Genomic DNA, 24528 nt, shown 5'->3' with positions numbered 1-24528 from the left:
GCGCGGAATCGCTCTTGCCTCGGAACGATACTGCCATTACCCCTTTTTCGGCCTTGTAGAGGCGGGGGAGCTCTTTCACTGATGGCGACTGTGTTCGAACATCGGCGCGCGTCTGCATGCGCCTGAAAGAGTCTTGATGCTGCTCGTCGTCGAACAGTTCCTGAACGGATTGCAGTTCGGCCTGCTGCTCTTCCTGCTCGCCGCCGGCCTGACGCTGGTGTTCGGGATCATGGATCTCGTCAACCTCGCGCACGGCTCGCTCTACATGATGGGTGCCTATTTCACCGCGACCTTCGCGGCCTGGACCGGCAGCTTCCTGCTCGGCGCGCTGCTGGCGCTCGGTGCCACGCTGGTGCTCGGCATTGTGCTCGAAATGAGCGCGCTGCGGCATCTCTACGGGCGCGACCATCTCGACCATGTGCTCGCGACCTTCGGCCTGATCCTGTTCTTCAACGAGGCCGTGCGCTTGATCTGGGGACCGGCTGGCCTGGCGCTACCACTGCCGGCCTGGCTCACCGTGCCGGTGCCGATCCTGCCCGGCATTCACTATCCGGCTTACCGCCTCGCCATCATCATTGTCGCGCTGCTGGTGGCTCTGCTGCTCTATCTCGGCGTGATGCGCACCCGCATCGGCATGCTGATACGCGCCGGCGCCTCCAACCGCGAGATGATCGGCGCGCTCGGCATCAACATCAAGTTGCTCTACACGCTGGTGTTCGGTCTCGGCGCCGCGCTCGCCGGCCTCGCCGGCCTGATGCAGGCGCCGATCCTCACCGTGCAGATCGGCATGGGCGAGAACATCCTGATCCTCGCCTTCGTCATCATCGTGATCGGCGGCATCGGCTCGATCCGCGGCGCGTTCCTCGCTGCGATCTTCGTCGGCATGATCGACACGCTCGGCCGTGCCTTCTTGCCCAATCTGCTGCGGCAGGTGTTGAGCGGCGCCGCCGCCTCCACCGCCGCGCCTGCGCTGTCCTCCATGCTGATCTATCTCCTGATGGCGATCGTGCTGGTGGTGCGGCCGGAGGGGCTGTTTCCGGCCAACCGTCGATGAAGGGTTTGAGCGTGAGCAAGGCCGTCACGGCCCTGATGCTGGCAGGCCTCGCGCTGCTGCCACTCTATTCCTACCTGTCCGGCAACATCTTCATCCTGACGCTGTTCACGCGCATCGTCATCCTGGCGCTGGCGGCCGCGAGCCTCAACCTGATCATGGGCTTTGGCGGCATGATGAGCTTCGGTCACGCCGCCTATCTCGGCATCGGCGGCTATGCCGTCGGCATGCTTGCGCAGGAAGGTGTTGGAAGCGGCTTCATCCAGTTTCCGGTCGCGCTAGCGGCCTCCGCGATCTACGCCCTGGTGATCGGTGCGCTCTCGCTTCGCACCCGCGGCGTCTATTTCATCATGATCACGCTGGCCTTCGCGCAGATGGCCTATTACGTCGCCTCGGGGCTGGCGCGCTACGGCGGCGACGATGGCCTCACCGTCTACAAGCGCAGCGATTTCTCCGGCCTGATCAACCTGTCGAACCGCACGCAGTTCTATTACCTCTGTCTCGCCTGCCTGTTCGGCGTGATCTTTCTGATCTGGCGCATCGTCAATTCGCGCTTCGGTCTCGTCGTGCAGGGCCTGCGCTCCAACGAGCAGCGCATGCAGGCGATCGGCTTTCCGGCCAAACGTTACCAGCTGGTCTGCTTCGTCATATCAGGGACGATGTGCGGCCTCGCCGGCGCGCTGCTCGCCAACAACACCGATTTCGTCAGCCCGGCTGTGATGTACTGGACCCGGTCCGGCGATCTCATGGTGATGGTGATCCTTGGCGGCATGGGCACGCTGTTCGGCCCCGTCATGGGCGCGGTGGTCTATCTGCTGCTGGAGGAGTTCCTGTCGCAGATCACTGAATATTGGGCGCTGATCATGGGTCCGCTGCTGCTATTGATCGTGCTGTTCGGCCGCGGCGGCATCATGGGCCTGCTCGGGAGGATCGGCCGTGGCTGAACCGCTGCTCCGCGTCGAAAAGCTGGTGCGCCGCTTCGGCGGCATTATTGCGACCGATCACGTCTCGCTCGATGTCGCGGCGGGCGAGCTGCACGCCATCATCGGCCCGAACGGTGCCGGCAAGACCACGCTGATCAGCCAGCTCACCGGGCATCTCGCACCGCATGCCGGCAGCGTTTCGCTTGCGGGTCGCGACATCACCTATCTGCCGGCCTATCGTCGCTGCGCGCTGGGACTCGCACGCTCGTTCCAGATCACCTCGCTGCTGCTCGACTTCACCGCTGCCGACAATGTCGCGCTCGCCGCGCAGGCGCATGCCGGCACCTCGTTCCGTTTCTTCGCCAATGCGCGGAAGGAGAAAGGCCTGCGCGATGCCGCGCATGCTGCGCTCGACCGCGTCGGCCTCGCCCACCGCGCCGATGTCCTGGTGTCGAAGCTCAGCCATGGCGAGCGGCGCCAGATCGAGCTTGCGGTTGCGCTCGCCAGCAAGCCGAAATTGCTGCTGCTCGACGAGCCGATGGCCGGACTTGGCGTCACCGAATCCCAGGGCATGGTGAGGCTGCTCCAGGAGCTGCGCAAAGAAGTCTCGATCGTGCTGGTCGAGCACGACATGCCGGCGGTGTTCGCGCTCGCCGACCGCATTTCGGTGCTGGTCTATGGCCGCGTCATCGCCTCCGGCGATCCCGACGCGATCCGCGCCAATGAAGACGTCAAGCGCGCCTACCTTGGCGAGGCGCATGTGGTGACGCGCCATGGCTGAAGAAACGATGGCTGACACACTTCTTGACGTCGACGGCATCGAGACCTGTTACGGCCTCAGCCAGGTGCTGTTCGGCCTGTCGCTCTCGATCAAGTCAGGCGAGATGGTCTCGCTGATGGGCCGCAACGGCATGGGCAAGACCACCACCATTCGCTCCATCATGGGGTTAACGCCGGCGCGATCAGGCGCGATCCGCTTTGCGGGTACTGACGTGCGGACTCAGCCGTCCTATCGGATCGCCAAGCTCGGCGTCGGGCTGGTCCCCGAGGGACGCCAGATCTTCCCGAACCTTACCGTCCGCGAAAATCTGGTCGCGGCCGCGGCTGATCGCTTTGGCAGCGCCAACCCCTGGACGCTCGCCGCGATCTACGTCCTGTTCCCGCGCCTTGCCGAGCGCGCCAGCAATATGGGCAACCAGCTCTCCGGCGGTGAGCAGCAGATGCTGGCCATCGGCCGTGCGCTGATGACCAACCCAAAGCTCCTGATCCTGGACGAAGCGACCGAAGGACTCGCGCCCCTGATCCGTGACGAGATCTGGAATTGCCTGTCGATGCTGAAGAGCCGGGGCCAGTCGATCCTGGTCGTCGACAAGAACGTCGACCACCTCGCCCGCATCTGCGACCGCCATTACATCATCGAACGCGGCAAGACGGTGTGGAGCGGCACGTCGGACCAGCTGATGGCCGAGCCGGATTTGCAGCACAAGTATTTGGGAATTTGAGGTGAGGGGCGCGACGCTGGAGCGCCTCCTTCGGCGTCGTCCTGGCGAAAGCCAGGACCCATACCGCGTGATCTATCAATTGCCCGCGGTATCAGTCTCGAACGACCAGTCTTCGTCAAAGCTCGTCTTGGGGTAATGGGTCCTGGCTTTCGCCAGGACGATATTGGCTCTCACCAATAAATCCCATGCCGGTGCAACTCGCGGATCACGCGCGCTTCAGTGGACGGCTCTCGGTGCTTCGGCTTGGTTTCGGCAATCGGCTGTGTGGCGGCCGGCGTAGTCGCGGCTTGCGAGGGTGCGGCTGGCGGAACTGATGCGGGCGTAGTCGTCGCCGTCTGTACAGTTGCGGGCGGCGTCGCCGTCGGAGCCTGTGTCGCCTGCGGCGGAGCGGTCGTTGCCAGCTGTTCGGTCACCGGGCTCGCATTGGTCGCTGCCAGGCTCAGGCTCCGCGAACCGCCGGCATAAGCCTCGCTCGTCAACAGCGACAGTGTCGCGATCAGGATCAGCTTGCGCATGGAAATCCCCTTCATTTGGTCAACCCCTCTGACCTGGTTTCAGCGCCGTCAGCGGGCCAGGCGGTGCGTGCCGATCTCGATCAGGGTGGTCCGGCAGGACAGGCGATAGATCAGACTGATCAATTGACCCAACATGATCGAACTCCTTCGTTGATCATGGGAGTCGAGGATAGACCTCGCACTTTTCCAGGGATTTTCGCGGCGCCTGGAAAACGGCTTCGTTGGCGCGCGGAGTGATGTCGTCGGAACGACCGGGATGAAGTCGCCTCACAGAGCCGTGAGGCGATTCTGCCTCAAAACATCTCGAAATATTCGCGGTGCTCCCAGTCGGTCACCTCGGCCAGGAAGCGGTCGATCTCGGCGTTCTTGATGTGGGTGTAATAGTCGACGAACTCGGCGCCGAGCGTCTCGCGGAAGAAGGGGTCGTCCTTCAGCGCCGAGACCGCATCGCGCAAGGACTTCGGCAGCAGCGGCGCCTTGGTCTCGTAGGGCGTGTCGGCGGACGGGCCGGGATCGAGCTTGCGGTCGACCCCGTCGAGGCCTGCGAGGATCTGCGCCGCCATATAGAGATAGGGATTGGCGGCGGGCTCACCGACGCGGTTTTCCAGCCGCGTGGCGGCATCGCCAGGGCCGCCGAGCACGCGGATCATCACCCCGCGATTGTCGCGACCCCAGATCGCGCGGTCCGGCGCCAGCGAATAAGAGCGATAACGCTTGTAGCCGTTGATCGTCGGCGTCGTGAACACGGTCGCGGCGCGGGCGTGATCGAGCAGCCCGCCGAGATAGTAGCGGCCGAACTCGCTGAGCGGCTGGCCGGCTTGCTTGGCCATGAACAGATTGTCGCCGCTCGCGCGCGAGACGATCGATTGATGCAGGTGCCAGCCGCTGGCGAACAGGTTCGGCAGTTTTGGCCGGCACATGAAGGTGGCGTGATAACCATGGCGGCGCGCGATCTGCTTCACGGCAGAGCGAAACAGCACCATGTTGTCGGCGGGTTCGAGCCCCTTCCTGGGTGCGAAGGTGAACTCGCACTGGCTCGGCCCGAATTCGACCTCGACGGAGCGCAAGGGCAGTCCGAGCGCGACGATGTCGCGTCGTAAAATCTCCAGTACCGGCTCCATCTGATCGAAACGCTGCTCGGTGAGGTACTGATACCCGTGGGAGAGCAGGCTGACGGACGGCGGCGTACCCGGCTGGCCCGCGTCTTCCGCACGCATATGCGGATCATCGAGCTTGAAGATGTGGAATTCGACCTCGAGGCCCGCGACGAAATCGTGGCCGCCTCTGCCGAGCTCGTCCAGCACCCGCTTGTAGAGCCCGCGGGTTGCGAACGGCACCGGACGGCCGTCGTTGAAATAGAGGTCGCAGAGAACCCAGCCGGTGGTCGGAGCCCACGGCAAGACGCGAAACGTGGTGGGATCGGCGACCATCAGCACGTCGGCCGCTCCTTCCATCTCCTTCATGCCGAAGCCACCGCCTGACGTGAACACCGGAAACACCGTGCGGTGGGACGTGTCCTTGGCGAGCATGGTGGTGGTGATCGAACAGCCGCTTTCCAGCGATACGATCGCTTCAGTGGCGATGATGGTCTTGCCTCGCAAGATGCCGTGCTGGTCCGGGAAGGCGAGGCGGATGACTTCGAGATTTCTCTCCTCGACGATGCGACGCATCCGCGCCGCGGCGTCCTTCTGCTCATCCGACCACAGAGCGTGACGCGCGATGAAAGTCACTTGGCCACTCCATCACTGCCGTAGGGTGGGCAAAGCGGAGCGTGCCCACGATCTCTATCCATCACGGAAAAATGGTGGGCACGGCGCTTTGCGCCTTTGCCCACCCTACGGCAGCGGTGCCCGAACATCACTCCGCCGCCGTCAGCCGATGCACCTTGCTTTCGATCTCCTTCGGCACCGGCGCGGCCCACGGCGCGCCGCGGCGGCGCTTGACGTCGACCTCCATCCAATAGGTCTCCCAGCCCCGCGTCGGGCCGATGCCGTCCATGGTCGCCGGGCCCTGGATGCTGCGCGCATTGGCATCGTCCAGAAACAGCATTGGCTTCTCGCCGCCCGCAACCTTCTCGATCTCCTGCCGCAGCAGGCGGCGATACTGCACGATCGCCTTGTCGCTCGAGCCGAGATGCTCCTTGGTGCGGTCCTGGATCGCACCCATCGACTCCACGGCCCATTGGTCGTGGACGTTGATGTCGCTGCCCATGCCGGTATAGGTCGCGGTCTGCTGCTCGTGCGGATCGAAACCGTAGTCGTTGCTGCGGTTCTTGCGCGAGACGTAGTCGGGCAGCTCGTAGAGCTGGAGACGCTGCTCGCGCATCTTCTGCTTGTCGATCGGGTTCGCATAGCTGGTGAAGATCGCGTACCAATAGCAGTTCTCGTCATCGACAGGCACGTGCCACTGCGTGATCGTCATCTCCGTGCTCATGGGAATGACGAAGCCGTGCGGAAAGAGCTGGTTGGTGACGCGCACATGGGTGCGCTCCTCGTCGATCTCGCGCAACGCGATCAGCCGCAATCCGTATTCGGTGTGCTCGACATTGATGATCGGGCGGTCGTATTCGCGCAGGATTTTTGTCATCGGCAGGTCGCTTCCCGCAGAAGCGCCGCGGAACTGCTTGCCGTAGGCCGTGGACGTGTCCTCGTCCTCGAAGAAGCGATGCAGATAGGAGGCGTGCGCGGGATCGATGCCGACCTCCAGCGCCTGCAGCCAGTTGCAGGCCATGTGGCCCTTGAATGCGAAGGTGTGCGTGCCGGGCGCGACGAAGCAGTCGATCTCCGGAAAAGCCGGCGGGGTGCCTTCGCCGAGATAGGCCCAGAGGATGCCGCTCTTCTCCACCACGGGATAGGAGCGCTGGCGGATGTTCTGGCAGAGCTTTGAATCTTTCGGCTCCGCTGGCGTCTCGATGCACTGGCCGGATGCGTCGAACAGCCAGCCATGGAAGGCGCAGCGCAGGCCGCCATGCTCGAGTCGTCCGAAGGCGAGGTCGGCGCCGCGATGGGCGCAGTGGCGATCGATCAGGCCGTAGCGTCCGGTCTCGTCGCGAAACAGCACCAGGTTCTCGCCGAGCAGTCGCACGGGGCGGATCGGCCGCGCACCGTCGAGCTCATCGACCAGCGCCGCCGGCTGCCAGTAGCTCCGCATCAGCTTGCCGCAAGGGTCCTTCGGACCGGTGCGGGTGATCAGGTCGTTCTGCTCCTGGCTCATCATGGCGGTCGCGTCCTTTTTCCGGAGGTGCGTTGTGTTCGCCTATTGAACGAATGGGCGAATTATGACATGCCTTGGATTGGCAGCAAGCACTATTTTGCAGATGAGCGCCAACCGATGCCCAAGCTGAAGCGGAGCGAGACTGACGAGCGTCCGACGGATTTCGTCGAAGCCCTCGATCGCGGCCTGCGCCTGCTGCAATGTTTCGGCGCCAATGCGGGTCCGATGACGCTGAGTGATCTCGCCCGTGCCGCCGAGCTGCCGCGCGCCACTGCGCGGCGCATGCTGTTCACGCTCCAGCGCGGCGGCTTTGTCAGCGGCGACGGAAAGCTGTTCTCGCTGACGCCGCATGTGTTGACCCTGGCGGCGTCGTACTTGCGCTCCAACCAGCTGGTCGCGGTGCTGCAACCGGTGCTCGACCGCGTCGCGACCGCGGCCAACGAAATCTCCTCGCTCGCGGTGCTTGATGGCGATGACGTCGTGTTCATCGCGCGCAGCAGTCCGGCGCGGATGTTTTCGGGTGGGCTGGAAATCGGCTACCGCCTGCCGGCGTTCTGCACCTCGGTCGGCCGCGCCATGCTCGGCCAGCACGACGATGCAGTGCTGCTGGTGCGCCTCAAGGCGATGAAGCGCGAAGCGCTGACGCCGCAGACACAGACCGATCCCAAGGCGCTGCTCGCACGCATCGCCGCGGATCGAGCCCAAGGCTATTCGCTGGTCGACCGCGAGGCCGAACCACATTTCCGCTCGATCTCGGTGCCGGTGCGCCGCTACGACGACGTCATCGTCGCCGCCATCAACATGGGCGCCCATGTCGATCGCGTGCCGGTGCAGGAATTGATCGACCGCTTCCTGCCGCTGCTGCGCGAGGGCGCGGAGTCGGTGCGCACGCAATTGCTATAGTTGACGCCAATCCCACCGCCCCCCGGCATCCGTGCTATAATGCGCTCCATCCAAGACCAGGGAGCATGCCATGCAACACACCATGGTTCCCAGTGATCGCGTGCAGCACGTCGCCGTCTATGGTTGTGACGGCACCAAGCTCGGCACGATCGAGCGGTTGATGCTCGACAAGGTGAGCGGAACGGTCGCCTATGCCGTGATCAAGACCGGCGGCCTGCTCGGCACGCATCACCATTATCCCTTGCAGTGGAGCGCACTGAAATATGATCCGGGCCGTCAGGCCTTCCAGGTCGATCTGACGCCGGAGCAATTGAGCAGCGGCCCCTGCGAGTTTGATGGCGAGGAGTTCGATTGGGGCGACCGCTCGCGGCCCTACCAGCACCCGAACTACTGGTCGATCTAAGTCGTGCTAGTCCGGGCTACGGCGTCGCTACCTGTTGCGCATCCAGTCGGCGAGGCCTGATATCGCCTTGTCGAGGTCCTGCCGCGCGGCGCTGTCCGTCACCGTCTCCTCCATCGCGCCGCGCATGCACAGCAGCCACGCATCGCGCTCGGCATCGCCGATGGCAAAGCCGATGTGCCGCTGCCGCAGCCGCGGATGGCCTTTCTCGGGGGAATAGAGCTTCGGGCCGCCGGTCCATTCTGTCAGATAGCGCTTCAGCACGTCCCGGATCAGGCCGAGATCGTCCGCATGCATCGCCCGGATGATCTTCGCCTGCGGCAGCGTGTCCATGCGGTCGTAGAAGCGGTCGACGAGCGCGTCGATCGTGGCACGGCCGCCGATCCGCTCGAACATGTTGGTGGTGACGTCGGTGGAGGTCATTTCTACAGCGCCACGCTCCGCAGCCCAAAGCTCCGGGCCTCGTTCTGCAGCACCGGCCGTACCGCATCGATCAGCCGCGCAGCAGCGGCATCGACGGAAAGGCCTGCGGTATCGACCACCGCCGTCGCGCGCGCATAGAGCGGCTCGCGGCTGAGCAGGATGTTGCGCAGCTCGGCCATGGCGGAGCGATCGTCCGCCATCGGGCGCAGATCGCCCTGCCGGCGTACGCGCGCCATGTGCTCTTCGGGCTCGGCCTTCAGCCAGATGGTGTAGAACGAGGTCAGGATCTGGTCGAAGGTCAAAGGCTCGGAGACGATGCCGCCGCCGGTCGCCAGCACCATCAGCTCGTTGCGCGCGAGCAGCTGCTGCAACGCCGCCTGCTCCATGCGTCTAAAACCTTCCTGGCCATAGAGCGCGATGATCTCGGCAACCGAGAGGCCGTTCTGCTGCTCGACCTCCTTGTTGAGCTCGACAAAGCTCCAGCCGATCTTCTTCGCCAGCATGCGTCCGAGCGTCGATTTTCCGGCGCCGCGCAGGCCAATCAGCGCGATACCGCAGAACGGCGCGCGGCGCGGCGCTGACGCGCTGCCCCCGGTGAGCAGATCCTTGGCTTGCGCAATCTGGCTAGGCGTCGCCTTGCGCAAGAGGTCGCGAAACATCTGCCAGTCCGGCGTCGGATCGGCACTGGGAAGCAGATCTTCGAGATGAGCGCCCATCGCGTCGGAGACGCGGCGGAGCAGCACGATCGAGACATTGCCCTTGCCGCTCTCCAGCTGCGCGATGTAGCGCTCCGAAATTCCTGATACCTTGGCGAGCACTTTTCGCGACATGCCGCGCAGCGCGCGCATGGTGCGCACGCGCTGGCCGAGCTGTTCGAGAAAGCGGGATTCGGCGTCGGGACTGTCGGTCATGAGCCTTCTTTACAGGTGTCCTGCGGCGCGTTTTAATGAAACATAGTGCCTGCTGGCATTGACAGCAAGCCAGCACAGTGTCTTTCTATGAATTATAATTCAAAATTCGGGGGAGGCGACCGTGAGCGAGGGACCCTACAACGCGGTGACCTGGCTGCTCGACCGTAACGTCGAGGAAGGCCGAGGTAACAAGCTCGCCTTCGACGACACCGTTTCGCAGCTCACCTACGGCGAGCTCCAGCAGCAGACCCGACGCGCCGCCAACATGCTGCGCCGGCTCGGCGTCCGCCGCGAGGAGCGCGTGGCGATGATCATGCTGGATACGGTCGATTTCCCGATCGTGTTCCTGGGCGCGATCCGCGCCGGCATCGTGCCGGTGCCGCTGAATACGCTGCTGACCGCGGATCAATATGCCTACATCCTCGCCGATTGCCGCGCCCGCGTGCTGTTCGTCTCGGAGGCGCTCTACCCCGTCATCAAGGACGTGGTCGGCCGCATGCCTGATCTTGAGCATGTCGTCGTCTCCGGCGCCAAGCAGAACGGCCACAAGCAACTCGCGGAAGAGATCGCAGGTGAGAGCGATCAGTTCACCACCGCTGCGACGCATCCGGATGAGCCCGCGTTCTGGCTCTATTCGTCCGGCTCGACCGGCATGCCCAAGGGCGTGCGCCACATCCATTCCAATCTGCAGGCGACCGCGGATACCTACGCCAAGCAGGTGCTTGGCATCCGCGAGAGCGACGTTTGCCTGTCCGCGGCAAAACTGTTCTTCGCCTATGGCCTCGGCAATGCGCTGACCTTCCCGATGTCGGTCGGCGCGAGCGTGATCCTCAACAGCGAGCGTCCGACGCCGGCGCGCATGTTCGACCTGATGAACCGCTACAACCCATCGATCTTCTACGGCGTGCCGACGCTGTTTGCTGCGATGTTGAACGACGAGGCGATGAAGAGCGAGCGGGGCGGCAAGTCCTTGCGCATCTGCACCTCCGCCGGCGAGGCGCTGCCGGAATCCGTCGGCAACAGTTGGAAGTCTCGTTTCGGCGTCGACATTCTCGACGGTGTCGGCTCGACCGAGCTCTTGCACATCTTCCTCTCGAACGCGCCCGGCGACATCAAGTACGGCTCTTCAGGCAAGCCGGTGCCGGGTTATGCAGTGCGGCTCGTCAACGAGGCCGGCCAGGATGTCGCTGACGGAGAAGTCGGCGAACTCCTGGTCGATGCGCCCTCGGCGGGCGAGGGTTATTGGAATCAGCGCCACAAGAGTCGGCGCACATTTGAAGGCCCGTGGACACGTACCGGCGACAAATATGTTCGCGACGCCGAGGGCCGCTACACTTTCTGCGGCCGCGCCGACGACATGTTCAAGGTCTCCGGCATCTGGGTCTCGCCTTTCGAGGTCGAGAGCGCCCTGATCACGCATCCGGCCGTGCTGGAGGCCGCCGTCGTGCCCGAGGCCGATCCGGAAGGCCTGTTGAAGCCGAAGGCCTTCGTCGTGCTGCGCCCGGGTGCGAAGACGAGCGACTTGCAGGAGATGCTGAAGGAGCACGTCAAGCAGAAGATCGGCCCGTGGAAATATCCGCGCTGGATCGACGTGGTGGACTCGCTGCCGAAGACCGCGACGGGGAAGATCCAGCGATTCAAGCTGCGGGAAGGGGCGAATTGATTGGCTCCGTCATTCCGGGGGGCGCGAAGCGCGAACCCGGAATCTCGAGCCACAGGCTACAATCTCGGGATTCCGGATCAACTCGCTCTGCGAGTTGTCCGGAATGACGGAATGAATGGAAACGTGCATGACCAATCTCACACCCACCGGCTTCCTCAGCATCGGCAGCGCCAGCCTCGAATACGTCTGGCTGGCGCCGAAGGCCTCCGACGCGCCGACGATCGTCATGCTGCACGAAGGGCTCGGTTCCGTCGGCCTTTGGGGTGACTTCCCCCAGAAGCTCCAGCAAGCCACCGGCGCGGGCATCTTCGCCTATTCGCGCGCGGGCTATGGCCAGTCGTCTCCGGTCGCGCTGCCACGTCCGCTCGACTACATGCATCGCGAGGCGCTGGACGTGCTGCCGAAGCTGCTCGACATGATCGGCTTCAGGCGCGGCCTCCTGCTCGGCCATTCCGATGGTGCCTCGATCGCCACCATCTATGCCGGTTCACATCAGGATCATCGCCTGCAAGGCATCGCACTGATTGCGCCGCACTTCATCGTCGAAGACATCTCGATCAAATCCATCGCCGCGATCAAGACGACGTTCGAGACAACGGACCTCAGGTCGAAGCTCGCGCGCTGGCACAAGGACGTCGACAACGCCTTCTACGGCTGGAACGGCGCCTGGCTCGACCCGAAATTCCGCGACTGGGACATCTCGGAATATCTGGCCTACATCCGCGTGCCGGTCATGGTGGTGCAAGGCGCCGATGACCAATACGGAACGTTGCGCCAGGTCGAGATCGCGCAGGAGGAGTGTTACTGCCCGGTCGACCTGAAAATCATTCCGGGTGCCGGGCATTCGCCGCATCGTGAAGCGCCGGGGGTGACGCTGGAGGCGATCGAGCAATTCGCAAAGGCCACCCTGCGCGATGATCCCGGGCTTCAAGCGGCATGATCCCCGGGGGCCTTTGCGAGTTGTCATCAGGATGAAGCAAAGTGCATACACGGCCCAGATTCGGGCTGGACGTATGAAAGAAGATGCATTATTGTGCATCTAACGCTAAAACCAGGACGAGCTCAAGGGTGGCCCATGGCCGGGGAAGAACGGCGCCTCGCAGGCGGCGCGACATTCATCGATTTCCAGACCGAACCGTCCCGCTACAAGCATTGGAAGCTGGCGGTCGACGGTGACGTGGCGACGCTCACCATGGATGTCGACGAGAACGGCGGCCTGTTCGAGGGCTATTTGCTCAAGCTCAATTCCTACGATCTCGGCGTCGACATCGAGCTCGCCGACGCCGTGCAGCGGCTGCGCTTCGAGCATCCCGAGGTGAAGGTCGTGGTGATGCGCTCGGCCAAGAACCGCGTGTTCTGCGCCGGCGCCAACATTCGCATGCTCGCGGGCTCGACCCATGCCCACAAGGTGAACTTCTGCAAGTTCACCAACGAAACCCGCAACGGCATGGAAGATTCCTCGGAGAACTCCGGCCAGCGCTTCATCACCGTGGTGAACGGCTCGGCCGCCGGCGGCGGCTATGAGCTGGCGCTCGCGACCGACCACATCATCCTCGCCGACGACGGCGCCTCGGCCGTGGCGCTGCCCGAGGTGCCGCTGCTCGCGGTGTTGCCGGGCACCGGCGGCCTCACCCGCGTCGTCGACAAGCGCAAGGTGCGCCGCGACCACGCCGATTTCTTCTGCACCATCGAGGAAGGCGTGAAGGGCAAGCGCGCCGTGCAATGGCGCCTCGTCGACGAGATCGCGCCGAACTCCAAGCTCGAGGCCAGGATCGCCGAGCGTGCCAAGGAGTTTGCGGCGGCCTCGAAGCGCGCCGGCAGCGGCAAGGGCATCGTGCTGACGCCGCTCAAGCGCGTGATCGACGAGACCAGCATTCGCTATGGTTTTGTCACGGTCGACATCGACCGCGCCGCGCGCATCGCCACCATCTCGATCAAGGCGCCGGAGGCCGCGCCGCCTGCTGACATCGACGGCATGATGGTGCAGGGCGCCTCGTTCTGGCCGCTGCAAGTCGCACGCGAGCTCGACGATGCCATCCTGCACCTGCGCATCAACGAGCTCGAGACCGCCATGCTCGTGTTCAAGAGCCACGGCGACCGTGCCCATGTGCTCGCGTCCGACGCCTTCCTCGAAGCCAACAAGGCGCACTGGCTGGTCAACGAGATCAGGCACTACTGGAAGCGCGTGCTCAAGCGCGTCGACGTCACCTCGCGCACGCTGGTGACGCTGGTCGAGCCGGGGTCCTGCTTTGCCGGCACGCTCGCCGAGCTCGTCTTCGCCGCCGACCGCTCCTACATGCTGATCGGCACGCGCCAGGGCGACAATCAGCCGCCGCCGTCGATCGAATTGTCGGCGATGAATTTCGGTCCTTATCCGATGAGCCACGGCCTGACGCGGCTGGAGTCGCGCTTCCAGGCTGATCCGGCTGACGTCGAGCGCGCCGAAGCCACCCTCGGCACTGCGCTTGACGCCGAGCAGGCCGAAGAGCTCGGTCTCGTCACCTTCGCGCTCGACGACATCGACTGGGACGACGAGGTCCGCGTGTTCCTGGAGGAGCGCGCCAGCTTCTCGCCCGACAGCCTCACCGGCATGGAAGCCAGCCTGCGCTTCGTCGGTCCCGAGACCATGGAATCAAAGATCTTCGCCCGCCTCACCGCCTGGCAGAACTGGATCTTCCAGCGCCCCAACGCCGTCGGCGAGGAAGGCGCGCTGCGCCGCTACGGCAGCGGCCAGAAGCCGAAATTCGATATGACGCGGGTTTAAGGAGAGCACGGCCATGAACATGAACATCATGAACGTCGACTACTCGACCAAGATTCCGAACAACGTCAATCTCGCCGAAGACCGCCAGGTGCTGAAGGCGCTGGAAGGCTGGCATCCCGGCTACATGGATTGGTGGAGCGACATGGGGCCGGAAGGCTTCCAGGAGTCGCTGGTCTATTTGCGCACCGCCTATTCGGTCGATCCGCGCGGCTGGGCCAAGTTCGATTACGTCCGCATGCCCGAATATCGCTGGGGCATTCTCCTTGCTCCCCAGGAAGAAAATCGCGTCGTCCCGTTCGGCGAGCATTATGGTGAGCCGGCCTGGCAGGAAGTCCCGGGCGAGCATCGCGCCATGCTGCGCCGCCTGATCGTGATCCAGGGCGACACCGAGCCGGCCTCGGTCGAGCAGCAGCGCCATCTCGGCAAGACCGCGCCCTCGCTCTACGACATGCGCAATCTGTTCCAGGTCAACGTCGAGGAAGGCCGCCATCTCTGGGCGATGGTCTATCTGCTGCAGAAATATTTTGGCCGCGACGGACGTGAAGAAGCCGACGATTTGCTCCGCCGTCGTTCCGGCGATGCCGATGCGCCGCGCATGCTCGGTGCCTTCAACGAGGCGACGCCGGACTGGCTGTCCTTCTTCATGTTCACCTATTTCACCGACCGCGACGGCAAGATGCAGCTGCATTCGCTGGCGCAATCGGGCTTCGATCCCTTGTCGCGCACCTGCCGCTTCATGCTCACGGAGGAAGCGCACCACATGTTTGTCGGCGAGACCGGCATCACCCGCGTCGTGCAGCGCACCTGCGATGCGATGAAGGCGGCCGGCATCACCGACCCGACCGACATCGCGAAGGTCCGCGCGCTGGGCGTCATTGATCTTCCGACCATCCAGAAGAAGCTGAACCTGCACTACACGCTGTCGCTCGACCTGTTCGGTTCGGAAGTCTCGACCAACGCGGCCAATGCCTTCAACGCCGGCATCAAGGGCCGCTACCACGAGACCCAGATCGACGACGATCATCAGCTGAAGAATTCGACCTATCCGGTGCTGAAGCTCATCAACGGCGAGATCAAGCTGGTCGACGAGCCGGCGCTGACCGCGCTCAACATGCGCCTGCGCGACGATTACAGCCAGGATTGCGTCAAGGGCATGCTGCGCTGGAACAAGGTGATCTCGACCGCTGGCTACGATTTCAAGCTGACGCTGCCGAACGTGGCCTTCCACCGCCATATCGGCGAGTTCAAGGACGTGCACGCGACGCCCGACGGCATCCTGATCGACGATGCCACCTGGGCCAAGCGCAAGGACGATTGGCTGCCCTCGACCAGCGACGGCGACTTCATCACCTCCCTGATGCAGCCTGTCACCGAAACCGGCAAGTTCGCCTCCTGGATCTCGCCGCCGAAGGTCGGCATCGACAACAAGCCGGGCGATTTCGAGTACGTGAAGATCGAGTCGTAGGGGCTGCCAGCGAGACGCGACGGCCGCGCCACACCCTCACTGACATCGCCCGCGAAGGCGGGCGATCCGGTATTCCAGAGACGGTTGTAATAGATCCGGGAAGCCGCGGCGTACTGGATGCCCCGGTCGAGCCGGGGCATGACAGCGAGTGTGTGGTGAGGCCCAGGCGCTAGCCGCCTCCTATCCCGCGATCTCCAGCCCCGCATTCGCGTACACCACGCCGCCATCGACCGCGATGGTGTTGCCGACCACGTAATCCCCCGCACGCGAAGCCAGATAGATCGCAACGCCCGCCATGTCCTCGTCGGTGCCGATGCGCCGCGATGGAATGCGCTTGGCCACTTCGTCCGAATGATCGCGCGCGGCGCGGTTCATGTCGGACTTGAACGCGCCCGGCGCGATCGCGGTGACGTTGATGTAGTCCTTGATCAGCTTCGTTGCCATGCGCCGCGTCAGGTGGATCACGGCGGCCTTGCTCGCGGCATAGGAATAGGTCTCGCTGGGATTGACGAAGATGCCGTCGACCGAGGCGATGTTGATCACCTTCGCCGGGCGCTCGCGCGAGGCCGCCGCCCGCAACGGCTTGGCCAGAGCCTTGGTCAGGAAGAACAGGGACTTGACGTTGAGATCCATCACCTTGTCCCAGCCGCTCTCGGGGAATTCGTCGAATTCCGCGCCCCAGGCCGCGCCGGCATTGTTGACGAGGATGTCGAGCTTCGGCTCCAGCTTGATGATTTCGCCGGCGAGCTTGTTGCAGCCTTCGACGGTCGAGATGTCGATCGGCAGCGCGATGCAATCGCCATCATATTGCGCCGAGAGCTCTTTCGCGGTGGCTTCGCAGGGCCCGGCCTTGCGCGCGGTGATGTAGACCTTCGCAGCGCCGGCACCGAGGAGTCCCGCCGCGATCATCTTGCCGATGCCGCGTGAGCCGCCGGTGACCAGTGCGATACGGCCTTTGAGCGAAAACAGATCGTTGGACATGACACCTCCCTTGAGTTGGCGACGTTTTGAGCGTCGCGGCGAGGGGAGTCAAGGAACGGTGGAGTGTAGTGCGTCAGCCGTTCAGCCAACTCAGTGTCCTCCCGGCGGAGGCCGGGACCCGTAGCCACAGGGAGGTGTTTGGCGAAGGCTGGTCGTTCGGGACTAATATCAACCGCAATCGAAAAATCACGCGGTATGGGTCCCGGCTTTCGCCGGGACGACGGTCAGGCCGCCGCAAACCGGCGAAAACCGTTCCACATCGCGGTCGCGGCGCCAGAGGTCAGCACCGGCAGGATGCGCGCGTCCTGGTAATTTCCGTTGAGCGAAACGCGCGGCAATGCGGTCATGTGATCGGCGTTCTCGGCGAACAGCATGCCGGGCCGTGTTGTCACCGCGGTCTTGAAGCCGGCCGATGCGGCCAACGCGAATTCGCGCGTCCCCGCCGCTTCGCGGTCACCATAGGGGTAGGCGAGGTGCCGCACCTCGCGCTCCAGCGCATGCTCGATCCGCGCGCGGCTCACCGCCATCTCCTGCGTGGCGGCCTCCTCGCTTTGCTTGGCGAGATTGCAATGGCTGATGGTGTGCGCACCGATCGTGACAAGCGGATCGGCCGCGAGCCGCTTCACCTCGCCCCAGGACAGGCAGAGGTCTCGGCACAGCGCTTCCATGTCGATACCGTGCGCGATGCAGAGGGCCTCGATCTCGCGCTTCAGATCGTATTCGCCCGGCAGCGCGCGCAGCCAGTCGTGCAGGCGATCGAACGTCGCCTGCTTGGCGGCCGGCGAGCTTGCATCGAGCCGCAGCGCGGATTGACCGATTGTGACGTCGACCTGCTCGGCCTTGGCGATGACGGCTTCCAGCGCGGTCCACCACAGCCGTCCCATGCCTTCGGCGAAGTCGCTGGCGACATAGACGGTCGCGGGCGCGTCAAATTCGCGTAGCACCGGCAGGGCATGATCGCGGTTGTCGCGATAGCCGTCGTCGAAGGTGAAGGCGGCGAAGCGGCGCTCGAACCGGCCCTGAACCAGCCGTTCGTGCAGCTCGTCCATGCTGACGATGTCGATCTCGCGCGAGCGCAAATGGCACAGGGTCGCGCGCAGGAAGTCGGGGGTCACCTCGAGATGCCGGTTCGGCTGAAACGCGCGCTCACGGGCCGGCCGAACATGGTGCAGCATGAAAATGGCGCCGACGCCCGACAGCAGCGGACGCAGCAGGTGATGCGCGCCGCTGAAATAGAGTGCTCCCAGCCCGGCGCGAATGACGTTGTTACGCAGTTGTTTCATGACCGGCTGGCCGACCCCTGGGCATTCCGCCCCCAATGTAGGGAACGACCCTTGAAGAAAAAGTTATTCCAATTGTTTCACGGGTGACCCCGGAAACGGCCCCATTTCCGGTTTGACAGCCTGCCAAGGGTTTGTTTTGTCTCCGGTTCCAGAGTTCGGGTCGTCGAATGCATATGCTTTTCAGGTGGGCCAGCAAGTGGTGGCCGGGGCTGATTCCCCTGGCCGTCATGTGGGGATTTGCGGCCTGGAATAACACCTTGCCTGTCGAGGCCGACCTGTCGGCCCGCAGCTCGGCCGCGCTCAAGGATACCGTCCTGGACAAGACCCGAATCGCGGTGGACGGCCGGGACGTCCGCTTGGCCGCGGACGCTTTCTCCGAGGAGGGGCGCCGCGATGCCGTGACCACGGTCGAGACGGTTCCCGGCGTTCGGCTGGTCGACGACCAGACCCGCCTTGTTCCCGAAGCAAAACCCTTCGTCTGGACCGCCGAGCGCGACGTCGTGCGGGTGACCCTGTCGGGCTCCGCGCCGCTGCCGTCGATGAAGGCGCGCCTCACCGAGGCCGCGCGAAAGGAGGTCAATGGCGGCGAGGTCGCCGATCAGATGGGTCTCGCCCGCGGCGCGCCTGCGCGTTTCGAGGCGGCGGCGATGTTGCTGATCGACCAGATCGGCAAGCTGAAGGACGGCAAGATCACGATCTCCGACACCAAGATCAATCTGTCGGGCATGGCGCGTGACCTCGGCGGACGCGAGGCGATCGCCGCCGCGCTGAAGAACCTGCCTGAGGGCTTTTCGATCGCGTCCAACGAGATCAAGGCGCCGCCTTATATCTTCCAGGCCTACAAGGATCCGGTCGCCGCCACCGTGACGCTGACCGGCTACGTGCCCGACAACGCCGTGCACGCCGCGATCGCGAATAGCGCCTCGCGGAAATTCTTCACCGAGAAGGTGGTCGACAATCTCAAGGCCAGCATCGGCGCGCCTGCTTCGTTCAACACCGCGGTGGTCGCAGCACTCGGTGCGCTGTCGCGGCTGTCGACCGGCACCCTCGTGGTCTCGGATCGCGAGGTGAAGCTGTCGGGTGATGCGCTGTACGAAGGCGCGGCCAACGACATCCGCGCCGGCCTCGGCAAGGATTTTCCAAAGGCCTGGCAATACAAGCCCGAAATCACGGTGAAGCCCGCGGCAGGGCCGGTCGACGGCACCGTCTGCCAGCAATTGTTCTCGGAGCTGCTGGCCAAGGGCAAGATCCGGTTCGAGCCCAAGCGTGCCGATATCGATCCTGACTCCGCGGGCGTCCTCGATCATCTGATCGAAACGGCATTGCGCTGCCCCACCACCAATATTGAGGTCGCCGGCCACACCGATGCCGATGGCGAGGACTCGTTCAACCAGGCGCTCTCCGAGAAGCGCGCGCAGGCGGTGATCGACTATCTGGTCAAGGCCGGGCTGCCCCCGGACCGTTTCACCGCGGTCGGCTATGGCAGCACGCAGCCTGTCGCCGGCAACGACACCGACGACGGCAAGGCGCAGAACCGCCGCATCGAATTTCTGGTGAGGTGATCATGCCCTATCTCGTCTCGTTCCATATGGGCTGGCTGATCGGCTCGGTGCTGCTGGGCTTCTGCATGGGCTGGATCTCGGTGGTCCAGCGCGGCAACGGCACCTCGAAGGTGACGGCGCGCTGGCTCGCTGTGCTCGTTGCGGGCCTGGTCGCGGCCTCGTTCGCGCATGCGGTGCCGGGCCGCTTCGGCTATTGGCTCGACCTCGGCCTCGTCATGTTCGCCTGCTATCTCGGTGGCTGCACCGTCGGCGCCTGGCTGCGCTATTGGGTGGTCTCGCGCAGCCAGCCTGCGGCCTGATCCGTGCTCCAAAAATGCAGTAACTGACTGACCGGCAGGGGGATTGCCGCAGCAACAGGTTAGTGCTTGACATTAATACGTACGTACGTATTATTTCACGCATGCCTAAGCCATCGCTCAAAGACGCCATCCTCGACGCCGGCCTCAAGGTCATGTTCCGGACCGGCTATCACGGCACCAGCGTGCGCGACGTCACCGCTGCGGCGGGCGCGCCGCAGGGATCCTTCACCAATCATTTCCGCTCCAAGGAGGCCTTCGCTTCCGAAGTGCTCGACCGCTATTTCGATGTCACCCGCGGCCTGGTCGCCGAAGCGCTCGAGGACACTTCGCTGACGCCGCGCGCGCGCCTGCGGCGCTATCTCGACATCATCACCGGAAGGCTCGAGGCCGACGGCTATGGTCGCGGCTGCCTGATCGGCGATCTCAGCCTTGAGGCGTCGGGCAGCAGCGAACTGCTGCGCGCGCGTCTCTCAGCGATCTTTGCCGAATGGCGCACCCCGTTCGCCGCCTGCATCAGGGATGCGCAAGAGCGCGGCGAGATCGCCTCCGATTTCGAGCCCGATGAGCTTGCCGACTTCCTGCTCGCGTCCTGGCAGGGCGCAATCCTGCGCATGAAAGTCGACCGCAATCCCAAGGCGCTCGAACGCTTCAAGACCATCGCATTCCAAACCGTGTTCAAGGAGCCGACATGACCAAGCCGATCGACATCGAGATTCGCAAAGCGTCCGTCCTCGGAAGCCACATGGCCTATCGCGAGACCGGCGCGGACAGCGCGCCCGTCGCGCTGTTCCTCCACGGCAATCCGACCTCCTCGCATATCTGGCGCAATATCCTGCCGCTGGTGTCCCCGGTCGCGCATTGCATCGCCCCCGACAACATTGGCTTCGGTCAGTCCGGCAAGCCCGATATCGCCTACCGCTTCTTCGATCTTGTCCGCTATCTCGATGCCTTCATCGAAGCGCGCGGTATCAAATCGGCCTATCTCGTCGCGCAGGACTGGGGCACGGCGCTCGCATTTCATCTCGCCGCGCGCCGGCCGGATTTCGTGCGCGGCCTCGCCTTCATGGAATTCATCCGTCCAATGCCGACCTGGCAGGATTTCCACCACACCGAGGTCGCGGAAGAGCAGGACCATGCCGAGGCGGCACGCGCGGTCTTCCGCAAATTCAGGACGCCAGGTGAGGGCGAAGCGATGATCCTCGAGGCAAATGCGTTCGTCGAGCGCGTCCTGCCCGGCGGCGTCGTGCGCAAGCTGAGCGACGCGGAGATGGCACCCTATCGTGCGCCATTCCCGACGCCGGAGAGTCGCCGTCCCGTGCTTGCGCTTCCACGCGAATTGCCGATCGCGGGCGAGCCAGCCGACGTCTATGCGGCGCTTGAATCCGCGCACGCGGCGCTGGCCGCGTCGTCCTATCCCAAGCTTCTGTTCACGGGTGAGCCCGGAGCTCTGGTCGCACCGGAATTTGCCGCGCGGTTTGCGGCCTCGTTGAAGAACTGCGCGCTGGTTCGCCTCGGCGGCGGGCTGCACTTCCTTCAGGAGGATCACCCCGAGGCGATTGGCCGCTCTGTCGCCGGCTGGATCGCCGGCATCGAAGCGATGCGCCCGCAACTTGCAGCCTGAGGGCAACGCTACTTCTGCGCAACATGCTCGTCGCGGCTGCCTTGGCGGGGCGGCCGCGATGACGTCTGTGATGTCGCAGTGCAACGCGATGACCAGGAGCGAGGCGTCGGCCACATCATCGTGTGCCGCGCAGCCCTGCCGACGCAGCGGCCCCTCTTTTAACGGGCGCACGCGGTCCATAGATTGATTTCGACTTAAAGCGCGACGGAACATTGTCCGGTCGAAATCATCAAAACTTCACGGCGACTGCGCAGATTGCCATGGAGATTCGCCTCAAGCCTTGCCGCCGAAAGCGCCAAACCGTGCATCATCAGCTCGCAAGCCTGCCTAAAATATTGAAGGCACGTGATTTTGTTCACATTGGCGAATTCCACTCCGCCCCGAAACGCGCTAGTGGAGGGACGGGGGGCATGCGCGAGGCCAAAGCCGGCGGCGAGGGTTCGTTGAGTGCTCGTTCGTTGAGTGCCTGTGCGTCGTCCGCCTGTTCGCCGGCCACCCTGGCCGCTGAAGTGTTGTTCGAGGTCTAGATGCTGGAAGCCATACGCAGGACGATGACGTTGCTGCGCCAGAAGCAAATCCTGCATAAGCTTGGAGTTGTGATCAGCGTCGCGGTCATCGGCATCGCTTGCTATGTGCTCTACCACATGCTGCGCGGCATCGACGCGAACGAGGTGATCGAGGCGATCAAGAGCACCGAGCCGCGCCAGATTGCGATGGCCGCGCTGTTCGTCGCCGCGGGCTATTTCACCCTGACCTTCTACGATCTGTTTGCCGTGCGCGCGATCGGCCAATCCCACGTACCCTATCGCATCAACGCGCTCGCGGCCTTCACCAGCTATTCGATCGGCCACAATGTCGGCGCCAGCGTCTTCACCGGCGGCGCCGTGCGCTATCGCATCTATTCGGCCTATGGCCTCAACGCGATCGACGTCGCGAAAATCTGCTTCCTGGCCGGCCTCACTTTCTGGCTCGGCAATGCCGCCGTGCTCGGCCTCGGCATCTCCTATCATCCGGAGGCGGCGGCCTCGATCGACCAGCTGCCGCCCTGGTTGAACCGCACCGTCGCGATGATGATCATCGTGGCGCTGGTCGCTTACGTGGTCTGGGTCTGGACCCAGCCGCGGGTGGTCGGGCGCGGCCCCTGGACCGTGGTGCTGCCGGGCGGCCCGCTGACGCTGCTGCAGATCGCCATCGGCATCATCGATCTCGGCTTCTGTGCGCTTGCCATGTACGTGCTGGTGCCCGACGAGCCCAATCTCGGCTTCGTCGTGGTCGCCGTCATCTTCGTCTCGGCGACGCTGCTTGGCTTCGCCAGCCATTCTCCCGGCGGCTTAGGGGTCTTCGACGCCGCCATGCTTGTCGGCCTCTGGCAGATGGACCGTGAGGAGCTGCTCGGCGGCATGCTGCTGTTCCGGGTCCTCTATTATCTGTCCCCTTTCGTCATCTCTGTAATCTTGCTGACGTTTCGGGAGGTTATCATCGGCGCCCGATCGAAACGCCTGCAGCAGGCGGCGCTCAAGCTCGATCCAGGTCCACCGCCTGAAGCCGCTTATGTGAGAAAGCGTAGCGATAGCGGTGGCGTCTGACCGGCGCAGAGCGAACCCAAGGAGAAGCCCGGCCCGATGGCGATCGACGCTCCCTCGTCTCCCACGGTGCAGCCTTGGTCCGACCGGCTGCGACACTCGACCATCGTCCTGATCGCTGCGGCACTGGCGCTGTCGGTCGTAGTCTCGCTCGGCGAGGTGTCGGTGGTGCATGCCGTCGCCGTGTTTGTCTGTATCGCGGCTGCGGCACTGATCCCTTGGCGGCTGCATGATACCGCCGCCTCGCGCGAGGACGTCAGGCGCGTCAATCCGGTGGAAAGCGCCGCGGTGGCTGCGGTCGTCGCCGGCATGCCGGATCCGGCGGTGCTGCTCGACCGCGCCGGCCGGGTCATCCATCTCAATGCGGCCGCCGCGCAGCTCGCGCCGGCGCTGCGCAAGAACGAACTCGCCCAGTTCGCGCTGCGCTCGCCCGAGATCATCACGGCGCTGCGCGAGTCCATTGCCACCACCGAGCCGCGGCGCGCGACCTATCTCGACCATGTGCCTGTCGATCGCTGGATGGAGCTGATCATCACCCCGGTGCCGGTGCCGACCAATTTCGGCGGCGCCGACAAATGCATGCTGATGACCTTCCACGACCAGACCCCGCTGCGCCGGGTCGAGGAGATGCGCGCCGACTTCGTCGCCAATGCCAGCCATGAGTTGCGAACGCCACTGGCCGCGCTGTCCGGCTTCATCGACACGCTCCAGGGCCAGGCCAAGGACGATCCGAAGGCGCGCGAGCGCTTCCTCGGTATCATGCACAACCAGGCGACGCGCATGGCGCGCCTGATCGACGACCTTTTGTCGCTGTCGCGGGTCGAGCTGTCGGCCCATGTGCGGCCCGACACTCTGGTCGATCTCTTGCCGATCATCCTCCAGGTCGCCGACGGGCTCGAGCCGCTGGCGCGCGAGCGTCAGGTCGAGGTCGAGACCCATTTGCCTGACGGCCCGGTCATGATCGCCGGTGACCGCGAGGAGCTGCTCCGCCTGTTCGAAAACCTGATCGAAAACGCGCTCAAATATGGCGCCTCCGGTGGACGCGTCATCGTCTCGCTGACGCTGCCGGCGCCCGCCGATGCAACTCAGGAAATCCGGGTCATGGTGCGGGATTTCGGCCCCGGCATCGCGCCGGAGCACCTGCCGCGCCTGACCGAGCGGTTCTACCGGGTTGACGTCGGCGACAGCCGCTCGCAGGGCGGCACGGGGCTCGGATTATCGCTGGTGAAACATATTCTTAACCGTCACCGGGGCCGTCTTTTGATCGAAAGCGTGCCCAAGCAGGGTGCGACTTTCACCGCCTGTTTTCCCCAGGCCAGGACTTTGGTTTAGGCAATAAAGCCACGTGGTTTCAATCGTTTAGCGCTGTCATCCGACTGTCACGAAACCTTCGTAAAAGCTCAGCCGACCGCTCCTAAAGGGGCGGCGCGGGAGCGCGATCGGGCGCGGATGGCGCTTCGCTCCCC

At 64.2% G+C, this 24528-nt stretch carries 24 protein-coding genes; 17 read left to right on the top strand and 7 right to left on the bottom strand.

Features of this window, described 5'->3' with window-relative positions; all coding sequences use genetic code 11:
- Positions 1 to 136 precede the first annotated feature (136 nt).
- The 4 genes from XH98_RS09450 to XH98_RS09435 are packed head-to-tail and all read left to right on the top strand — an operon-like array spanning position 137 to position 3476.
- Positions 137 to 1054 (top strand): branched-chain amino acid ABC transporter permease, encoded by a 918-nt coding sequence (locus XH98_RS09450; RefSeq protein ID WP_271618433.1) that lies wholly within the window; start codon positions 137 to 139, stop codon positions 1052 to 1054.
- Positions 1051 to 1995 (top strand): branched-chain amino acid ABC transporter permease, encoded by a 945-nt coding sequence (locus tag XH98_RS09445; RefSeq protein WP_271598655.1) that lies wholly within the window; start codon positions 1051 to 1053, stop codon positions 1993 to 1995. Before XH98_RS09450 ends, XH98_RS09445 begins: the two co-directional genes overlap by 4 nt.
- A complete protein-coding gene (locus XH98_RS09440) occupies positions 1988 to 2755 on the top strand; it encodes an ABC transporter ATP-binding protein (RefSeq protein ID WP_271598656.1) in 768 nt (255 codons plus the stop codon). Before XH98_RS09445 ends, XH98_RS09440 begins: the two co-directional genes overlap by 8 nt.
- 7 nt (positions 2756 to 2762) lie before the next feature.
- Complete coding sequence (locus tag XH98_RS09435; protein ID WP_083514104.1) at positions 2763 to 3476, top strand: ABC transporter ATP-binding protein; 714 nt, start codon at positions 2763 to 2765, stop codon at positions 3474 to 3476.
- Between the two features lie 170 nt (positions 3477 to 3646).
- Here XH98_RS09435 and XH98_RS09430 read toward each other — a convergent pair whose 3' ends face one another.
- From XH98_RS09430 to XH98_RS09420, 3 genes are all read right to left on the bottom strand, one after another.
- A complete protein-coding gene (locus XH98_RS09430; protein ID WP_333931743.1) occupies positions 3647 to 4006 on the bottom strand; it encodes a hypothetical protein in 360 nt (119 codons plus the stop codon).
- A 278-nt stretch (positions 4007 to 4284) separates the two neighbouring features.
- Positions 4285 to 5721, bottom strand: coding sequence for a glutamine synthetase family protein (locus XH98_RS09425; RefSeq protein ID WP_271618432.1), 1437 nt, complete (start codon positions 5719 to 5721; stop codon positions 4285 to 4287).
- A 127-nt stretch (positions 5722 to 5848) separates the two neighbouring features.
- Entirely contained in the window at positions 5849 to 7207 is a 1359-nt protein-coding gene (locus XH98_RS09420) for an aromatic ring-hydroxylating dioxygenase subunit alpha (protein WP_271618431.1), read from the bottom strand.
- A 114-nt stretch (positions 7208 to 7321) separates the two neighbouring features.
- On the opposite strand from XH98_RS09420, the gene XH98_RS09415 reads away from it, so the two are divergent.
- Complete coding sequence (locus XH98_RS09415; protein WP_271598660.1) at positions 7322 to 8107, top strand: IclR family transcriptional regulator domain-containing protein; 786 nt, start codon at positions 7322 to 7324, stop codon at positions 8105 to 8107.
- Between the two features lie 70 nt (positions 8108 to 8177).
- Positions 8178 to 8510 carry a PRC-barrel domain-containing protein gene (locus tag XH98_RS09410; RefSeq protein ID WP_057745130.1) on the top strand — a complete coding sequence of 111 codons (333 nt, stop codon included), beginning with the start codon at positions 8178 to 8180 and terminating at the stop codon, positions 8508 to 8510.
- A gap of 27 nt (positions 8511 to 8537) precedes the next feature.
- Here XH98_RS09410 and XH98_RS09405 read toward each other — a convergent pair whose 3' ends face one another.
- Both XH98_RS09405 and XH98_RS09400 read right to left on the bottom strand, forming a co-directional pair.
- Positions 8538 to 8930 (bottom strand): group II truncated hemoglobin, encoded by a 393-nt coding sequence (locus XH98_RS09405; protein WP_271618430.1) that lies wholly within the window; start codon positions 8928 to 8930, stop codon positions 8538 to 8540.
- A gap of 2 nt (positions 8931 to 8932) precedes the next feature.
- A complete protein-coding gene (locus XH98_RS09400; RefSeq protein ID WP_271598662.1) occupies positions 8933 to 9841 on the bottom strand; it encodes a helix-turn-helix transcriptional regulator in 909 nt (302 codons plus the stop codon).
- 121 nt (positions 9842 to 9962) lie between these two features.
- On the opposite strand from XH98_RS09400, the gene XH98_RS09395 reads away from it, so the two are divergent.
- From XH98_RS09395 to boxB, 4 genes are all read left to right on the top strand, one after another.
- The gene (locus tag XH98_RS09395; RefSeq protein WP_271618429.1) at positions 9963 to 11504 is read left to right on the top strand and encodes a benzoate-CoA ligase family protein; all 1542 of its coding nucleotides are present in this window, start codon (positions 9963 to 9965) and stop codon (positions 11502 to 11504) included.
- Positions 11505 to 11631: 127 nt separating this feature from the next.
- Positions 11632 to 12444, top strand: coding sequence for an alpha/beta fold hydrolase (locus XH98_RS09390; RefSeq protein WP_271618428.1), 813 nt, complete (start codon positions 11632 to 11634; stop codon positions 12442 to 12444).
- 135 nt (positions 12445 to 12579) lie between these two features.
- Positions 12580 to 14268, top strand: a complete 1689-nt coding sequence (boxC, locus tag XH98_RS09385) for a 2,3-epoxybenzoyl-CoA dihydrolase (RefSeq protein WP_271598665.1) — start codon at positions 12580 to 12582, stop codon at positions 14266 to 14268.
- 13 nt (positions 14269 to 14281) lie between these two features.
- Entirely contained in the window at positions 14282 to 15733 is a 1452-nt protein-coding gene (gene boxB, locus XH98_RS09380) for a benzoyl-CoA 2,3-epoxidase subunit BoxB (RefSeq protein ID WP_057745154.1), read from the top strand.
- A gap of 180 nt (positions 15734 to 15913) precedes the next feature.
- Here the strand turns inward: boxB and XH98_RS09375 are convergent, their stop codons facing one another.
- Together XH98_RS09375 and XH98_RS09370 are read right to left on the bottom strand one after the other, a co-directional pair.
- Positions 15914 to 16714: an SDR family oxidoreductase gene (locus XH98_RS09375; protein ID WP_271618427.1), complete on the bottom strand. Its 801-nt coding sequence runs from the start codon at positions 16712 to 16714 to the stop codon at positions 15914 to 15916.
- A gap of 224 nt (positions 16715 to 16938) precedes the next feature.
- A complete protein-coding gene (locus tag XH98_RS09370) occupies positions 16939 to 17997 on the bottom strand; it encodes a polysaccharide deacetylase family protein (RefSeq protein WP_271598667.1) in 1059 nt (352 codons plus the stop codon).
- 167 nt (positions 17998 to 18164) lie between these two features.
- Here XH98_RS09370 and XH98_RS09365 point away from each other — a divergent pair, with 167 nt between their 5' ends.
- The 7 genes from XH98_RS09365 to XH98_RS09335 all read left to right on the top strand — a co-directional run bounded on the left by XH98_RS09365 (position 18165) and on the right by XH98_RS09335 (position 24394).
- Positions 18165 to 19559 carry an OmpA family protein gene (locus tag XH98_RS09365; protein WP_271598668.1) on the top strand — a complete coding sequence of 465 codons (1395 nt, stop codon included), beginning with the start codon at positions 18165 to 18167 and terminating at the stop codon, positions 19557 to 19559.
- Positions 19560 to 19561: 2 nt separating this feature from the next.
- Positions 19562 to 19858, top strand: coding sequence for a hypothetical protein (locus XH98_RS09360; protein ID WP_271598669.1), 297 nt, complete (start codon positions 19562 to 19564; stop codon positions 19856 to 19858).
- Between the two features lie 101 nt (positions 19859 to 19959).
- Positions 19960 to 20550, top strand: a complete 591-nt coding sequence (locus XH98_RS09355; RefSeq protein ID WP_220004104.1) for a TetR/AcrR family transcriptional regulator — start codon at positions 19960 to 19962, stop codon at positions 20548 to 20550.
- A complete protein-coding gene (locus XH98_RS09350) occupies positions 20547 to 21479 on the top strand; it encodes a haloalkane dehalogenase (RefSeq protein ID WP_271618426.1) in 933 nt (310 codons plus the stop codon). Before XH98_RS09355 ends, XH98_RS09350 begins: the two co-directional genes overlap by 4 nt.
- Positions 21480 to 21739: 260 nt before the next feature.
- Positions 21740 to 22006: a hypothetical protein gene (locus XH98_RS09345; protein ID WP_271618425.1), complete on the top strand. Its 267-nt coding sequence runs from the start codon at positions 21740 to 21742 to the stop codon at positions 22004 to 22006.
- Positions 22007 to 23065 (top strand): lysylphosphatidylglycerol synthase domain-containing protein, encoded by a 1059-nt coding sequence (locus XH98_RS09340; RefSeq protein WP_271598672.1) that lies wholly within the window; start codon positions 22007 to 22009, stop codon positions 23063 to 23065.
- A gap of 36 nt (positions 23066 to 23101) precedes the next feature.
- Positions 23102 to 24394: an ATP-binding protein gene (locus tag XH98_RS09335; RefSeq protein WP_271598673.1), complete on the top strand. Its 1293-nt coding sequence runs from the start codon at positions 23102 to 23104 to the stop codon at positions 24392 to 24394.
- The last annotated feature ends 134 nt before the right edge of the window (positions 24395 to 24528 follow it).

It is taken from the genome of Bradyrhizobium sp. CCBAU 51745, from assembly GCF_028128715.1.
GTDB classification, from domain to species: Bacteria; Pseudomonadota; Alphaproteobacteria; order Rhizobiales; family Xanthobacteraceae; genus Bradyrhizobium; species Bradyrhizobium manausense.
The sequence above is the reverse complement of the archived record's forward strand: the minus strand, read 5'-3'. Positions and strand labels throughout refer to the sequence as shown.

Coding starts and splice junctions, on each gene's coding strand:
- XH98_RS09450 (WP_271618433.1), top strand. CDS start 137: ATGCTGCTCGTCGTCGAACAGTTCCTGAACGGATTGCAGTTCGGCCTG.
- XH98_RS09445 (WP_271598655.1), top strand. CDS start 1,051: ATGAAGGGTTTGAGCGTGAGCAAGGCCGTCACGGCCCTGATGCTGGCA.
- XH98_RS09435 (WP_083514104.1), top strand. CDS start 2,763: ATGGCTGACACACTTCTTGACGTCGACGGCATCGAGACCTGTTACGGC.
- XH98_RS09430 (WP_333931743.1), bottom strand. CDS start 4,006: ATGAAGGGGATTTCCATGCGCAAGCTGATCCTGATCGCGACACTGTCG.
- XH98_RS09420 (WP_271618431.1), bottom strand. CDS start 7,207: ATGATGAGCCAGGAGCAGAACGACCTGATCACCCGCACCGGTCCGAAG.
- XH98_RS09415 (WP_271598660.1), top strand. CDS start 7,322: ATGCCCAAGCTGAAGCGGAGCGAGACTGACGAGCGTCCGACGGATTTC.
- XH98_RS09410 (WP_057745130.1), top strand. CDS start 8,178: ATGCAACACACCATGGTTCCCAGTGATCGCGTGCAGCACGTCGCCGTC.
- XH98_RS09405 (WP_271618430.1), bottom strand. CDS start 8,930: ATGACCTCCACCGACGTCACCACCAACATGTTCGAGCGGATCGGCGGC.
- XH98_RS09400 (WP_271598662.1), bottom strand. CDS start 9,841: ATGACCGACAGTCCCGACGCCGAATCCCGCTTTCTCGAACAGCTCGGC.
- XH98_RS09390 (WP_271618428.1), top strand. CDS start 11,632: ATGACCAATCTCACACCCACCGGCTTCCTCAGCATCGGCAGCGCCAGC.
- boxC (WP_271598665.1), top strand. CDS start 12,580: ATGGCCGGGGAAGAACGGCGCCTCGCAGGCGGCGCGACATTCATCGAT.
- boxB (WP_057745154.1), top strand. CDS start 14,282: ATGAACATGAACATCATGAACGTCGACTACTCGACCAAGATTCCGAAC.
- XH98_RS09375 (WP_271618427.1), bottom strand. CDS start 16,714: ATGTCCAACGATCTGTTTTCGCTCAAAGGCCGTATCGCACTGGTCACC.
- XH98_RS09370 (WP_271598667.1), bottom strand. CDS start 17,997: ATGAAACAACTGCGTAACAACGTCATTCGCGCCGGGCTGGGAGCACTC.
- XH98_RS09365 (WP_271598668.1), top strand. CDS start 18,165: ATGCATATGCTTTTCAGGTGGGCCAGCAAGTGGTGGCCGGGGCTGATT.
- XH98_RS09360 (WP_271598669.1), top strand. CDS start 19,562: ATGCCCTATCTCGTCTCGTTCCATATGGGCTGGCTGATCGGCTCGGTG.
- XH98_RS09355 (WP_220004104.1), top strand. CDS start 19,960: ATGCCTAAGCCATCGCTCAAAGACGCCATCCTCGACGCCGGCCTCAAG.
- XH98_RS09350 (WP_271618426.1), top strand. CDS start 20,547: ATGACCAAGCCGATCGACATCGAGATTCGCAAAGCGTCCGTCCTCGGA.
- XH98_RS09345 (WP_271618425.1), top strand. CDS start 21,740: ATGGAGATTCGCCTCAAGCCTTGCCGCCGAAAGCGCCAAACCGTGCAT.
- XH98_RS09340 (WP_271598672.1), top strand. CDS start 22,007: ATGCTGGAAGCCATACGCAGGACGATGACGTTGCTGCGCCAGAAGCAA.
- XH98_RS09335 (WP_271598673.1), top strand. CDS start 23,102: ATGGCGATCGACGCTCCCTCGTCTCCCACGGTGCAGCCTTGGTCCGAC.